Here is a 13959-nt window from a genome sequence, read left to right as displayed (position 1 = left end):
GCCGCGCAAGCGCCGGCCGTGACCTTACGGGTCCGGTCAGATCGCCGCCAGCATGATGCAGATCATCGCCGCCACCGCGATGCGGCTGGGGCCGTCGCGGAAAGCGTAGATGATCGGATCGTCAGGCATCTCGCGGCGGTGCGCCATCATCAGGGCGCGGCCGAACCAGTACAGCAGCAGCGGGTTGAGCAGCCACAGCATCCAGGGACGGCTGTAGAGCGGCGTCACCGCGGAGGAGGAGACGTAAAGCGAGAACACGGTTGCCGCGTTCATCGCGCTCGCCGCCGCCATCGCGGCGATGACATGCAGATCAGTGATCCTGTAATCGCGGTTGGAAGGATCGGCGAGGCCCGCGCTCTCGCGCATGCTGAGCTCGCTGAAACGCTTGATGAGCGCCAGCGAGGTGAACACGAACAGCGAGAAGATCAAAAGCCATTCCGACAGCACCACCCCGACACCGACGGCGCCGGCAATGATGCGCAAGCTGTAGAGGCCAGACAGCGTCACGACGTCGACCAGCATCTTGCGCTTGAGCGCGAGCGAATAAGCGATCGTGGTGACGAGATAGGCGCCGAGCACGCCCAGGAAGAGAGGCGAGATGCAGAGGCTGGCGACGAGCGCGAACAGCCACAGCGCAGGAATCGCTGCTAGCGCCGCGGAGATCGGCAAATCGCCGGCCGCGAGCGGGCGATGGCGCTTGGTCGGATGCTGCCGGTCGGCCGAAAGATCCAGGAGATCGTTCATCAGATAGGCGCCCGACGCGCAGGCGGAGAACGCCATGAACGCCAGCAATGCATAGCCGAGCGTTGCAAGGTTCATCTGATGCGCGGTGAGCGCCGGCACGAACACCAGCGTGTTCTTGGCGTATTGATAGACGCGCAGGGCCTTGGCCCAGGTTTTCCAGCTGACGTGGCTGTGGCCGCGGCTCTCGATCCGCTCGATCGCGCCGCGATCGAACGGCAGCGTATGGCCCGCAGCCAGATCGGCCGGCGGCACGACGCCGTCAAAGCCAAGATGTGCGGCAATGCCCGCCGCATGATCGGCGAAGCGTCCGGCGACAAGATAGATCTTCGCGCCCTGCGCCCGCGCCGCCAGCGCCTGATTCAGCACATCGGAATCATAGGGCAGATGGGCATAGTCGATCTCGGCCTGCGCCAGGATGTCCGTGAGCGCGGCCATACCCGGGCGTCCGCCGGCGCCGAAGCGGGCCATCATGCGGCCGGGCGCACTGAACAGCGCTTCCATCAGCAGTTCGGAACGCAGCAGCGCGCCTTCCAGATCGATCACAAGCGTCGGCCCAGCCGCCGCAATTGCGGACGGTGTTGGGGCGCCAGAATCTTGCCAGGCAGGCTGCTCCATCCGGAAACGCTCTTACTTGCCGCAAAATGACCGGCCCAAAGGCCGGGGAGCAGGGGAAATGGATGCTCGCGAGCCTAGAGGAGCATTCGCTAAGGGCGGCTTAATTCCCCCAGACAGGAGCGGGCGGTTCGCGCGGGCGCCCTGTTGCCCGGATCCCACAACCTGCTCCGCGCCTCCCCTTACGGCAGAGCTTTTGCCTGCACCCGTGGACATCGTCGCCGTCCACCCTATCTGCCAGTTTCGCGCGCCCCGCCGCGCTTACGCTGAATCAGGTGCCATGACCGAACAGACGCTCGCCGCGGCCGTCAACGACCCCCAGGAACGCCAACGCGGCTTTTCGCGCTATCAGGCGCTCCTCATCGCGCTGCTCGCGTTCACGCAATTCACGATCATCCTCGACTTCGTCATCATGTCGCCGCTCGGCGCCATCCTGATGCCTGCGCTCGACATCACGGCCGGGCAGTTCGGCGTCGCGGTGTCGGCCTACGCGTTCAGCGCGGGGATCTCGGGCATCCTGGCCGCCGGCTTTGCCGATCGATTCGATCGCAAGCGCCTGCTGCTGTTCTTCTATGTCGGCTTCACGCTCGGGACCATGCTCTGCGCCGCCGCGCCGAACTACCATGTGCTGCTGCTCGGCAGGATCGTCACCGGTTTGTTCGGCGGCGTGATCGGCTCGGTCGTGCTCGCCATCATCACCGACCTGTTTCCGCTGCAGCTGCGCGGCCGCGTGATGGGCTTCATCCAGACGGCGTTTGCCGCAAGCCAGGTGCTCGGCATTCCCGCCGGGCTGTTTCTGGCCAATCACTGGAGCTGGCATGTCTGCTTCGCTGCGATCGTCGTGGTGTCGATCGCAGCGATCGCGGTCATCGCCTTCGCCATGGAGCCGGTCGATGCGCATCTGAAATTGAAGCAGGACAGAAACCCGTTCCGGCATTTGATCGCCACCGTCGGACAGAAGCGCTATACGCTGGCCTTCGCCGTCACGACGCTGCTGGCGACGGGCGGGTACATGCTGATGCCGTTCTCCAGCGCCTTCACCGTGCACAATCTCGGCATCGACATTGCGCATCTGCCGACGATCTATCTCGTCTCCGGCCTGTTCAGCATCGTCACGGGGCCTCTGGTCGGCAGGGCGAGCGACGCGTTCGGCAAATACCCGACCTTCGTGTTCGGCAGCGTGGTGTCGGTGATCATGGTGCTGACCTACACCCATCTCGGCCACGTCTCGCTGGCGACCGCGATCCTCGTCAACGTCCTGATGTTCGTCGGCATTTTCTCGCGCATGATCCCGTCACAGGCGCTGATGTCGGCGATTCCCGATCCGAGCCAGCGCGGCTCGTTCAGCGCGGTCAGCGCCTCGCTTCAGCAACTCTCCGGCGGGCTCGGCTCAGTGCTCGCCGCCGCCATCATCGCCCAAGCGGCGGACGGCTCGCTGATCCATTTCGACCGGCTCGGCTACGTCGTGGTCGCGACCACGATCGTCGCGCTGGGCGCGATGTACTTTGTGCAGAAGGCGGTGGCGGAGCGGGCGGGAAAGCGGGTGGTGTGAGGGCGGACGGGCTGATCTGTCCCAGCAAGGGACGAGGCCAAGTCGGTGCTTGGATCGTCGGCTACCATCGCGACTGATCGGAAGCAGCCCCATTTTGCGTCAAATCTTGCAAATGGTGCCCAGGAAAGGACTCGAACCTTCACGGCCGTTAAGCCACTGGCACCTGAAGCCAGCGCGTCTACCAATTCCACCACCTGGGCATGCCGTTTGGGGCACGGAGGCGGTTACTACGGTTCGGTGACGCCGTTGTCAATTCATGCGTGAAGCCTGTTGCGGGATGCCGATTGCGCATCGCAAACCGGCCCGATACAAGCCTGACAACCCCTTACCCACCTGCAGGAACCGACCCCATGGCATCGAATCTGGACACGCTCGTCACGGTTTTCGGCGGATCGGGGTTTTTGGGCCGGAATGTCGTCCGCGCCCTGTGCAAGCGCGATTACCGGATCCGGGTCGCGGTGCGGCGGCCGGAACTCGCCGGATATCTCCAGCCCTCCGGCAAGGTCGGGCAGGTCCACACCGTGCAGGCCAATTTGCGCTACCCGGCCTCGGTCGAGGCGGCGCTGCGCGATTCGCATGTCGTGATCAACCTCGTGGGCGTCCTCACCGAGAGCGGCGAGCAGACCTTTGACGCCGTCCAGGCCAAGGGCGCCGAGACCGTCGCCAAGGCGGCGGCCGCCGCCGGCGCCAGCCTGGTGCATGTCTCCGCGATCGGCGCCGACGCGGAATCGCCGTCGCGCTATGCCAAGGCCAAGGCGGCCGGCGAAGTCGCGGTCTTGGCCGCCGCGCCGTCGGCGACGATCTTCCGCCCCTCCGTGATGTTCGGGCCCGAGGACCAGTTCACCAACCGCTTTGCCGCGCTGGGGCGAATGTTGCCGGTGCTGCCGCTGATCGGCGGCGAGACCAGGATGCAACCGGTCTATGTCGGCGACGTCGCCACCGCGATCGCCGATGCCGTCGATGGCAAGGCCAAGGCCGGCGCGACCTATGAGCTCGGCGGGCCGGAGGTGCTGAGCATGCGCGAGATCATCGAGACCATCCTCGAGATCACGGACCGCGAGCGAATGCTGATTCCGCTGCCGTTTGGGCTCGCCCGCTTCAAGGCTGCCTTCCTGCAATTCGCGCCGGGTGCGCTGAAGCTGACGCCGGACCAGGTCACGATGCTCGAACGCGACAATGTCGTGTCGGATGCAGCGAAGGCCGCTGGCCTGACGCTGGAAGGGCTCGGCATCACGCCGGATTCGCTGGAGGCGATCGCCCCGCAATATCTCTGGCGCTTCCGCGCGGCCGGCCAGTTCCAGCGCAAGAGCGCGTGAGGTTTGGTTGCCTCTCCCGCTTGCGGGTGAGGTCGGATTGCGAACCAATCCGGGTCAGGGCTTTCTCCTCTTGGGGAGAGTCTCTCTGTGGAAGCACCCTCTCCCCGACCCTCCCCCGCAAGCGGGGGAGGGAGCGCACCGCCGGTGCGGCTACACGTCAAAACTTCAGCTTCTTGAACACCGCTTCCGGCAGCGTCTTGATGATCAGCATCACGAGGCGCCATTTGCCGCTGACATAAACGACGTCGATTTTCCTCTCGACCGCCTGAAGGATCGCATCGCCGACCACCGGCGCCTCCACCGTGAGCGGGCCGATCAGCTTCATGCCTTCCGTCATCTTGGTGCGGACGAAGCCGGGCTTGACGGTGACGACATGCACGCCGCCGCGGCTGGCGCGGGCACGCAGGCCGGACAGGAAGGCGGAGAAGCCCGCTTTGGCCGAGCCGTAGACATAGTTCGAGGCGCGGCCGCGATCGCCGGCAACGGAGGATACTCCGACGATCGTGCCAGTGCCGCGGCCCAGAAATTTTTCGGCGAATAGGCCGAGGATCAGCGACGGGCCTTCGTAGTTGGAGCGCATGATCGTGGTGGCGTGGGCGAGATCGGATTGCGCGTTCTCCTGCACGCCCAAAAGGCCGACGATCGAGACCACGACATCAGGCAACGCCGGCAGGCCGGCGACAAAGCTTTCGAATGACGCGGTGTCGAGCACATCGAATTTGTGAAGACCGACCTCGATATTGTAACGCGCGCGCAGATCGGCGGCATCCCGCTCCAGCGCGGCGACGTCGCGGCCGGCGAGCGCGACGTCGTATCCCGCCTTGGCGAAGGCGCGCGCCGCGGCGCGGCCGACATCGGAGGAGCCACCCAGCACAATTGCGGACTTGCGTGACGTCACGGACTAAACCTCATCAAACAGGCGTTGTGAAAGCTTCGAGCGGATGTTGCCTGTGGGATCGAGCGATCTGCGGATCGCGTTGAACCGCTGCAAGGCGGGATAGCCGGCCGCGAACGTCGCGCGCGACTGGCGCGCATCCTTGGCGAGGTACAGCCGCCCGCCGGCAGCGACGACCAGCCGATCGATCTCGTCGAGGAAATTCAGGATGTCGCCCTTCAGCGGGAAATCCAGCGCCAGCGTGTAGCCGGGCAGCGGAAACGACAGGATGCCGTCGCCCTGGCCGAGCTTCTTGAGCACGGCGAGGAAGGAGGCATCGCCGCGACGCGCGACGCGCTGGAGGATGTCGTCGAGCACCTCGCGCGCGCCCTGCTCCGGAATCACGCATTGATGCTGGACGAAGCCGCGCTTGCCATAGATGCGATTCCAGTCTTTGAGGCTGTCGAGCGGAAAGAAATACGGATAGAGCGAGACCACTTGGCTGCCGCCGGCGCGCCGCGCGCCTATGCGATAGTACAGCTCGTTGAAGGCGCGGATGCTGTGGCGGTTCAGCGTGATCGAGGGCAGATCGACGGGCACGCCGAGGCTGGGATCTTTGCCGACCGGAAACGCAGCGGCGCCAGCGGCGAGTTCGTCTCTGCCGGCGTGTTCGCCGAGAAAGATCAGCGCGCGGCCGAGATCGCGTCCTCGCGCCGCGCAATCGATCCAGGCCACCGAATAGGTCGCGGCATCGCCCGCGTCGAGTGCGCGCATCGCGGCATCGAGGTCGGACGCTGAGATCACCCGCTCGCGGATCCATCCGGTTTCGACCGGCCGCAACCGCATCGTCGCCTCGAGGATGATTCCGGTCAGGCCCATGCCGCCGACGGTCGCGAAAAACGCATCGGAATTCTGCTCGCGCGAGGCTTCGATCACCTCGCCCTGCCCGGTGCGCAGCAAAATGCTGTCGACGTAGCGGCCGAAGCCGCCCTCGCAATGGTGGTTCTTGCCGTGCACGTCGGCCGCGATTGCGCCGCCGATCGACACGAAGCGCGTGCCGGGCACGACGAAGGGCAGGAAGCCGCGTGGGCCGAATGTCTCGATCAGGTCCGACAGCAGCACGCCGGCCTCGAGGCGGATGCGCCCGCTCGCGGGATCGAACCACCTGACCCTGTCGAACCCCGTCATCGCGACGGTCCTGGCGGCGCCGATCGCGGCATCGCCATAGGCGCGGCCATTGCCGCGCGCGACGGTGCCGGCCGAGACAGCCTCGCCGACGGCCGCGAACGAGCACGGCCGCAGCACGTCGCTATCGACGACCGGAAAACGCCCCCAGCCGCTGACGAGGGTCATGGTTCAGCTCCTGTGCCGGGCGCGCGGCCCTGGGCTGGAGACTGACTACCGGCCAAAAGCTTATATTGCGTTGAGAACGCCGGCCCAACCAAGCGTCTCAGTGCCCACCTCTCCCTACGGGAGAGGTGAAGCGGAACGCTCGATCCGGGCTAGGGGTACCTCGAACTTAGTGCCCCAGCGCCAGCGCGATCAGGCCGAGCGTGCCGATGATGACGCGCCACCAGGCGAACAGCACGAAACCGTGTCGGGTGACGTAGCTCAAAAACGTCTTGACCACGATGATCGCGGTGATGAACGACACCACGAAGCCGATCGCGACGATGTTCATATGATCCATCGTCATCTCGGCGCGGTTCTTGTAGAAGTCGTAGGCGAACGCGCCGATCATGGTGGGGATGGCGAGGAAGAACGAGAACTCCGCCGCCGCGCGCTTGTCCGCACCGAGCAGCATGGCGGCCACAATGCTGGCGCCGGAGCGCGACACGCCCGGGATCATCGCCACGCACTGCGCGATGCCGATATAGAGATACATCAGCAGCGGAAACTTGGTGGCTTCATGCTCGCGCGGCTTGAGCTCGAGCTTGTCGACCCAGAGCAGGATGGCGCCGCCGACGATCAGCGTGAAGCAGACGACCCACGGATTGAACAGCACGCTCTTGATGTACTTGCCGGCGAGGAGGCCGACGATCACGGCCGGCAGGAACGCGACCAGCACGCCGATCACGAAGCGGCGCGCATAGGCATCGCCCGTAAACAGGCCAATCGCGACGTCCCACAGCTTCCTGAAATAGAGCCCGACGATCGCGAGGATCGCACCCAGCTGGATCAGAACCGTAAACGAATCCCAGAAGGCACCTTCACCAAGATGGAAGAAGCGCTCCGCGAGCAAGAGGTGGCCGGTCGAGGACACGGGAAGGAACTCGGTCACCCCCTCGATGATGCCGAGGATCACTGCCCGTATTGCGTCTGACATATTACGGTCCATTTCCGCTGGAAAAGCGGGGCTCTTCTCGCCTATTCGCCCCCATGCCGCAATCGCAAAATGCGACGTCACGCCCTTGCTTCGCGGTTTTGAAGGACTAGTGTGGCGCCGCACAAATATTGATGGATTCTTAAGCACCATCAAATAGTCAAAGGCTTCATGTTTACGCTGTTTCATCATCCGTTCTGTCCGCACTCGCGCTTCATTCGCTTGATCGTGGGCGAATACGGGCTCGACCTGAAGCTGGTCGAAGAGCGCAGCTGGGAGCGGCGCGAGGCGTTTCTGCTGCTCAATGCGGCCGGCACGACACCGGTTCTGGTGGACGACGAGCAGCCGCCCATACCGGGCGCGGCGATCATCGCCGAATATGTCGACGAGGCCTATGGCGCCGCGATGGGCGCCAAGCGCCTGATGCCGGAAAGCATCACCGAGCGTGTCGAGGTGCGCCGGCTGATGGCCTGGTTCAACGAAAAATTCTTCGAGGAGGTCTCGCACCCTCTCGTCACCGAGCGCATCTACAAGCGGTTCATGAGCGAGGAGGACGGCGGCGGCCCGCCTTCGGCCGACGTGATGCGCGCGGCCAAGGCAAACGTGCGCTATCATCTGGCCTATATCGGCTGGCTGGCGCAGACGCGTAACTTCCTCGCGGGCGACCGGCTCACCTACGCGGATCTCGCCGCCGCGGCGCATCTCTCGGCGATCGACTATCTGGGCGACGTGCCATGGAGCGAGGACGACGCAGCAAAGGCGTGGTACGCGCGGGTGAAATCCCGCCCGTCGTTCCGTCCGCTCCTCAGCGAATGGCTGGCCGGGGTGCCGGCGTCGCGGACTTACGTGGACCTGGATTTCTGAATTCCGATCCGACTGCACTGAAGACACAGCTGGCGCACAAAGCACGCGCGCTCGGCTTCGACTGCATCGGCATCACTGCACCCGGCACGATCGAGAGCGCCGGAAAATACTTCCTTGAATTCATCGCCTCCGGCGGCCATGGCGACATGGATTGGCTGGCCGCGAGCCCTGAGCGCCGCGTCGATCCGCGCGGGCTGTGGCAGGATGTGCGCTCGGTGATCATGCTCGGCGTCAATTACGGCCCCGACCAGGATCCGCTTGCGATCCTCAAGCAGCGCACGCATGCGGCGATCTCGGTCTATGCGCAAGGCGACGATTATCACGATCTGATCAAGAAGCGGCTGAAGGCGCTGGCGCGCTGGCTGGTTGCGACCGCGCCGTCGGACGTAAAGGTGTTCGTCGACACCGCGGCCGTGATGGAGAAGCCCTTGGCGCAAGCCGCGCATCTGGGCTGGCAGGGCAAGCACACCAATCTCGTCTCGCGCGAGTTCGGCTCCTGGCTGTTCCTCGGCGCGATCTACACCACGCTCGAGCTGCCGCGCGACGACGCAGAGATCGACCATTGCGGCTCGTGCCGGGCCTGTCTCGACATCTGTCCGACCGCGTCGTTCCCTGCACCCTACAAGCTCGATGCGCGGCGCTGCATCTCGTACCTCACCATCGAGAACAAGGGTCCGATCCCGCGCGAATTTCGCAAAGCCATGGCCAATCGAATCTATGGCTGCGATGATTGTCTTGCCGCCTGCCCCTGGAACAAGTTCGCGCAGGAGGGTCGCGAGGCCAAGCTCGCGGCGCGTGACGAGCTGCGCGCGCCGTCGCTCGCCGAACTCGCACGGCTCGACGATGCTTCATTCCGCACGCTGTTCACGAAGTCGCCGGTCAAGCGCATCGGGCGCGACCGGTTCTTGCGGAATGTGCTGATTGCGATTGGCAATTCCGGGAAGCCGGCGCTGTCTGCGGAGGCGCGGCGATTGCTCGACGATCCGAGCCCGCTGGTGCGTGGGGCGGCGGTGTGGGCGCTGGGGCAGTTGGTGGAGCGGGAGGCGTTTGCCGAGATGAGGCTGCAGGTTCTCGATCGCGAGCCCGACGAGAGTGTTCGTGAGGAGTGGCGCGCAGAAAGCACGGTTAGCTCCTCATCCTGAGGAGCCGCGCAGCGGCATCTCGAAGGATCAAGGCCGAGCTGCCGCAGCGGGGCCTGCATGGTTCGAGACGGCGCTTCGCGCCTCCTCACCATGAGGATCGGGATCTTGATTTCCCCGCGCGTTTCTTCAATCTCGCGCGCCATGACAAGCATGCCTTTCTTTACCCGCGACGGCGACACATTCCATCCGACGGAAGTCTCCAACGGTCCCTGGGATCCGAAATCGCTGCACGGACGGGTCATCATCGGCCTGCTCGGCTTCGTCATCGAGGAGCGTCATTCCGGCCCCGAATTCGTGCCGGCGCGGCTCACCGTCGATATGTTTCGGCTACCGACCATCGACAAGCCCATTCAAGTGACGACGCGCCTGGTGCGCGACGGCCTGCGCATCCGCGTGGTCGAGGCGGAGTTTGTTTCTGGCGGCGTCAGCATGGCGCGGGCGTCTTGCCAGCTGCTGCGCAAGACACAAAATCCCGAAGGCAATGTCTGGTCACCGCCGAACTGGGACGTGCCGAAACCGTCCGACATTCCCAAGCCCACCGATCCCAGGCTCGGCATGAACGGCAAATGGACGACGCGCCCGATCGTCGGCCATATGGGCTCGCTCGGCCCGCGCCGGCTCTGGATGAGCGAGGTGCGCGAGCTCGTCGCGGGCGTGGCGATGACGCCGTTCGTCCATGTCGCTGTTGGTGCCGATTTCGCCAGCCCGTTTGCCAATGCCGGCGACAGGGGGCTCGGCTACATCAACAGCGACGTCACGATCTATCTGCATCGCCTGCCGATCACAAACTGGATCGGATTCGAGGTGGTGAACCATCACGCTACCGATGGCGTCGCGATCGGCGAATGCTGGCTCTATGACGAACAGGGACCGATCGGCACCGCCACGGTCGCCGCACTGGCGCAGCGCAAGCCGATGGCGAATCCGTCGAAGCGGTAGCGCTCTCTCTACTCGTCGTTCCGGGTTCGCGCCAAGGGGCGCGCCCCGGAATGACGAATGGAGACAGTTACGCCAAATGCCGCTGCATTTCCGGGCGCGCCTTCAGCTCGGCGCCCTGCTTGGCCACGATCTTTGCAATCCGCTCCGGCGCAAACTTCAGGTCGACGAACGCCGGCGCAGTGTTGGCAACTTCGTGATAGCTGGCAATCTTGCCCTCACGCAGCGTCATTATCGCCACGCCCTCGAACATCGCCCGCGCGCCATTCGCTTCCGGCAGGGTCGAACGATAGCTGAAGGTGTAGCGCGCATAGAGCGTGGTGCCGTCGGTGACGGGATCGTGCATGTCCCAGCGGAAATCGGCCGCCGTGCGATAGAACCAGTCGTCGATCAGCTCGGCGATCTTCTCGCGACCGGTGAAGACACCGTAGAAGACGTCGTGGTAGATGCCGTCCTCGGTGAACAGTTCGACGAACGCCTTGCCGTTGCGCTGTTCAACAGCGTCGCAGAAGGCGCGCAGCATGGCGGTGATGGACATTGGCGTTGCTCCCGATGTTTTTCTTCCCCTCGCCCCCTGTGGGAGAGGGTGTATCAATCGCGCTTTGCGCGATTGATACGGGTGAGGGGTTGCTTCCGCGAGTCCAATTCGCATTCGGACTCGCGGCAACAACCCCTCATCCGGCGCTTCGCGCCACCTTCTCCCACAAGGGGAGAAGGAAGAAAGAACATCTTCACCCGATCTCCGCGACCGCCGCAAGAATGCGCGCGATGTCCTGCGGGCGGGAGAGGCGGTGATCGCCGTCCTGGATCATGGTCAGCACGACGTCGTCAGCCGGCAGGCGATGTGTCAGCGCGAAGGCGTGCTGCCATGGCACGTCGGGATCTTTCGCGCCCTGCAGGATGCGGATCGAGCAGCCGAGATCGATGGCGCTGCCGAGCACCAGGTGATTGCGCCCCTCCTCGATCAGATTTCGCGTAATCGGATAGGGCGAGCCGTCGCCATAGTCCGACGGCCGCAGCCAGAGGCCCTTGGTCTCGATCTCTTTCTTCACCGCCGGCGAGAAGTTCTTCCACATCAGCTCCTCGGTGAAGTCGGGCGCCGGCGCGATCAGGACGAGACCGGACAGCGAGGCCACGGCCTGTTGCGTCTCTTGGCGCTTCTTGATCTCGCGCGCGAGCAGCAGTGCCATCCAGCCGCCCATGGACGAGCCGATCAGGATTTGCGGGCCGGCGCAGAAGCGCTCGAACACTGCTAGGCTCTCCTCCAGCCAGCGTCCGATGGTTCCATCGGCGAAATCGCCGCCGGATTCGCCGTGACCGGAATAGTCGAACCGGACCATTGCGCGGCCGTGCTCCCCGGCCCAGGCATCTAGCGCCACGGCCTTGCTGCCCTGCATGTCCGATTTGAATCCGCCGAGCCAGACCAGCCCGGGGCCTTTTCCGGCGCGGCGGCGCACCGCAATCCTGCGCGCCAACGGTCCGTCGCCCACAGTGATGAAGTCGAGCACGATATCGGAAATTGCATCGGTCATGGAACGTTTACTCTGGCTGTGCGGTTTGAGCTGTTTGGACACGTCCGCCAGCACAATCCGACCTCGGCATTGGCCGTTTGGGACGCTTGCGGAACAGAACCAAGGTGTCTATGTCGTCTGCGTGCCAACGGGCGTGGCCAAAATGCCTCGCATTTGAGGGTTTTTCGCCTCTCGCACGAGCGACTTGCTTGCCGGCAAACGCATCTTCCTTCAAGATAGCCGCTTCCTTCACAACTTTGGAGAACCACCCATTCGCCGTCCTAATAAAGCTCCGCCCGCTGCCAGCAAAGACGGGCCGCGCATCAATGATGATATCCGCAATGCGCAGATCCAGCTGATCGATCAAACCGGTGACAACAAAGGCACGGTCGAGACGGTCCTGGCCATCAAGATGGCTCAGGAAGCCGGCATGGATCTGGTCGAGATTTCGCCGAATACCAGCCCTCCCGTCTGCAAGATCATGGACTACGGGAAGTACAAGTATTCCGCTCAGAAGAAAGCCGCCGAAGCCCGCAAGCGGCAGAAGACCGTCGAGATCAAGGAGATCAAGCTCCGTCCGATGATCGACGATCACGATTACGACGTGAAGATGCGCGCGATGCAGCGGTTCTTCGAAGAGGGCGACAAGGTCAAGATCACGCTGCGCTATCGTGGTCGCGAAATGGCGCACCAGGAGATCGGCACCAAGCTTCTGGACAAGATCAAAACCGACGTCGCCGAGCTCGCCAAGGTCGAGCAGGACGCAAGGTTCGAGGGTCGCCAGGTCGTGATGGTTCTGGCGCCGCGCTGACCGGCTCTTTGGGACTGAGACTTCAACGGCCCGTCCGGATCTCCGGCGGGCCGTTTTGTTTGTCAGCTTCTCCTCGCCTGCCAGTTGCGAGCAGCGCCAGGCGGCGCGGGCGCGCAAAGCTCGAGAAAGAGGAAATCGATCGCGGGAATGGGCCATTGGGTCCTGCTCCGGACATGAGGCGTGGACATTGGGGTAGCAACCCCAAATAGTCGGCGGCTAGAGTTCCGGCGGTTCATCGTTGCCATTTGGCTCCCGCTCTGTCATAAGCCCAGCCTTCATCGCCCGGCTGATTAAGGGCTGCCGTGGCGGTGTTTCGTGCGGGTTTCGCGCTCGTTCGCAAAACCTGAGCACAATCAACGCTCTAACGAGCATTTTAGACGGCCAGCCGCCTTCACGGGCGGATTTCTGTTGCGGCCATAGGAGAGCCAAATGCCCAAGCTGAAGACCAAATCGGGCGCTAAAAAGCGCTTCAAGGTGACTGCCACCGGCAAAGTGATGCACGCCCAGCGCGGCAAGCGTCACGGCATGATCAAGCGGACGAAGAAGCAGATCCGTCAGCTCCGCGGCACCCGCGTGCTGTTCAAGACCGACGGCGACAACGTCAAGAAGTACTTCTTGCCGAACGCTTGACCGCGTCCACGATCACTGCCACCTCGCGCCGCGTTCGCGCGGCGATCCGAAACCGAAGTCATCTCTGAAGGATTTTTGTCATGTCTCGCGTCAAACGCGGTGTGACCGCCCACGCCAAGCACAAGAAAGTCTACAAGGCCGCCAAGGGCTTCTATGGCCGCCGCAAGAACACCATCCGCGCCGCCAAGCCGGCGGTCGAGAAGGCCATGCAATATGCCTTCCGTGACCGCAAGCGCAAAAAGCGGACATTCCGCGCGCTCTGGATCCAGCGCCTCAACGCCGCAGTCCGTCCGTTCGGCCTGACCTACAGCCGATTTATCGACGGCCTCGCCAAATCTGGCATCACCGTGGACCGCAAGGTGCTGTCGGATCTCGCGATCAACGAGCCCGCCTCGTTCCAGGCGATCGCCGAGAAGGCTAAGGCTGCCCTTGCGGCGTAACAGGGCCAACGCCGCGCTGGCGGCGTAGCGGTCCTCCACTGTGCTCTGCACAGCGTTCAGCTTGTGATGGCCCGGGCAGAGGCGCGTCTTGCCGCCTTACTGCCCCGGCCGTCATCTCTTGCGCATACTTCTCAGACGTGGATGCCCGGCAGCGCGCCGGGTGTGACGGGCTAGGATCATCGGCTCAGCATCCTGGCCAAAAGG

General features: G+C 64.0%; 14 protein-coding genes and 1 tRNA gene. 8 read left to right on the top strand and 7 right to left on the bottom strand.

Annotated features, from left to right (window positions below; genetic code table 11):
• Nucleotides 1-36: 36 nt before the first annotated feature.
• Complete coding sequence (locus tag IVA98_RS10055; RefSeq protein WP_247303946.1) at nt 37-1287, bottom strand: UbiA family prenyltransferase; 1251 nt, start codon at nt 1285-1287, stop codon at nt 37-39.
• A gap of 349 nt (nt 1288-1636) precedes the next feature.
• Between IVA98_RS10055 and IVA98_RS10050 the strand changes: the two genes are divergently transcribed.
• Complete coding sequence (locus tag IVA98_RS10050; protein ID WP_247303948.1) at nt 1637-2908, top strand: MFS transporter; 1272 nt, start codon at nt 1637-1639, stop codon at nt 2906-2908.
• A 113-nt stretch (nt 2909-3021) separates the two neighbouring features.
• On the opposite strand, the gene IVA98_RS10045 is transcribed toward IVA98_RS10050, so the two are convergent.
• Nucleotides 3022-3108 (bottom strand) — tRNA-Leu (locus tag IVA98_RS10045).
• A 150-nt stretch (nt 3109-3258) separates the two neighbouring features.
• Between IVA98_RS10045 and IVA98_RS10040 the strand changes: the two genes are divergently transcribed.
• On the top strand, nt 3259-4224 hold the full coding sequence (locus IVA98_RS10040) for a complex I NDUFA9 subunit family protein (protein WP_247303950.1): 966 nt from the start codon (nt 3259-3261) through the stop codon (nt 4222-4224).
• A 157-nt stretch (nt 4225-4381) separates the two neighbouring features.
• On the opposite strand, the gene IVA98_RS10035 is transcribed toward IVA98_RS10040, so the two are convergent.
• The 3 genes from IVA98_RS10035 to IVA98_RS10025 all read right to left on the bottom strand — a co-directional run bounded on the left by IVA98_RS10035 (nt 4382) and on the right by IVA98_RS10025 (nt 7424).
• Nucleotides 4382-5122 carry an SDR family oxidoreductase gene (locus IVA98_RS10035; RefSeq protein WP_247295050.1) on the bottom strand — a complete coding sequence of 247 codons (741 nt, stop codon included), beginning with the start codon at nt 5120-5122 and terminating at the stop codon, nt 4382-4384.
• A 3-nt stretch (nt 5123-5125) separates the two neighbouring features.
• Nucleotides 5126-6451 (bottom strand): FAD-binding oxidoreductase, encoded by a 1326-nt coding sequence (locus IVA98_RS10030; protein ID WP_247354815.1) that lies wholly within the window; start codon nt 6449-6451, stop codon nt 5126-5128.
• A 166-nt stretch (nt 6452-6617) separates the two neighbouring features.
• Nucleotides 6618-7424, bottom strand: a complete 807-nt coding sequence (locus IVA98_RS10025; RefSeq protein WP_247295046.1) for an undecaprenyl-diphosphate phosphatase — start codon at nt 7422-7424, stop codon at nt 6618-6620.
• Between the two features lie 168 nt (nt 7425-7592).
• On the opposite strand from IVA98_RS10025, the gene IVA98_RS10020 reads away from it, so the two are divergent.
• From IVA98_RS10020 to IVA98_RS10010, 3 genes are all read left to right on the top strand, one after another.
• Nucleotides 7593-8285, top strand: a complete 693-nt coding sequence (locus IVA98_RS10020; RefSeq protein ID WP_247332722.1) for a glutathione S-transferase family protein — start codon at nt 7593-7595, stop codon at nt 8283-8285.
• A complete protein-coding gene (gene queG, locus IVA98_RS10015; protein WP_247354814.1) occupies nt 8234-9427 on the top strand; it encodes a tRNA epoxyqueuosine(34) reductase QueG in 1194 nt (397 codons plus the stop codon). Before IVA98_RS10020 ends, queG begins: the two co-directional genes overlap by 52 nt.
• A gap of 141 nt (nt 9428-9568) precedes the next feature.
• Nucleotides 9569-10366, top strand: coding sequence for an acyl-CoA thioesterase domain-containing protein (locus tag IVA98_RS10010; RefSeq protein WP_247354812.1), 798 nt, complete (start codon nt 9569-9571; stop codon nt 10364-10366).
• A gap of 67 nt (nt 10367-10433) precedes the next feature.
• Here the strand turns inward: IVA98_RS10010 and IVA98_RS10005 are convergent, their stop codons facing one another.
• Nucleotides 10434-10901, bottom strand: coding sequence for a nuclear transport factor 2 family protein (locus IVA98_RS10005; RefSeq protein WP_247295036.1), 468 nt, complete (start codon nt 10899-10901; stop codon nt 10434-10436).
• 193 nt (nt 10902-11094) lie between these two features.
• Nucleotides 11095-11895: an alpha/beta hydrolase gene (locus tag IVA98_RS10000; protein WP_247295033.1), complete on the bottom strand. Its 801-nt coding sequence runs from the start codon at nt 11893-11895 to the stop codon at nt 11095-11097.
• Nucleotides 11896-12145: 250 nt separating this feature from the next.
• Between IVA98_RS10000 and infC the strand changes: the two genes are divergently transcribed.
• From infC to rplT, 3 genes are all read left to right on the top strand, one after another.
• A complete protein-coding gene (infC, locus tag IVA98_RS09995; RefSeq protein ID WP_247276617.1) occupies nt 12146-12685 on the top strand; it encodes a translation initiation factor IF-3 in 540 nt (179 codons plus the stop codon).
• 429 nt (nt 12686-13114) lie between these two features.
• Nucleotides 13115-13315, top strand: a complete 201-nt coding sequence (rpmI, locus tag IVA98_RS09990; protein ID WP_008539890.1) for a 50S ribosomal protein L35 — start codon at nt 13115-13117, stop codon at nt 13313-13315.
• 80 nt (nt 13316-13395) lie between these two features.
• Complete coding sequence (gene rplT, locus IVA98_RS09985; RefSeq protein ID WP_247295030.1) at nt 13396-13755, top strand: 50S ribosomal protein L20; 360 nt, start codon at nt 13396-13398, stop codon at nt 13753-13755.
• The last annotated feature ends 204 nt before the right edge of the window (nt 13756-13959 follow it).

Origin of the sequence: Bradyrhizobium sp. 160 (assembly GCF_023073735.1) — a bacterium.
Taxonomy (GTDB): domain Bacteria; phylum Pseudomonadota; class Alphaproteobacteria; order Rhizobiales; family Xanthobacteraceae; genus Bradyrhizobium.
This window is presented reverse-complemented; position numbering and strand designations above follow the sequence as displayed.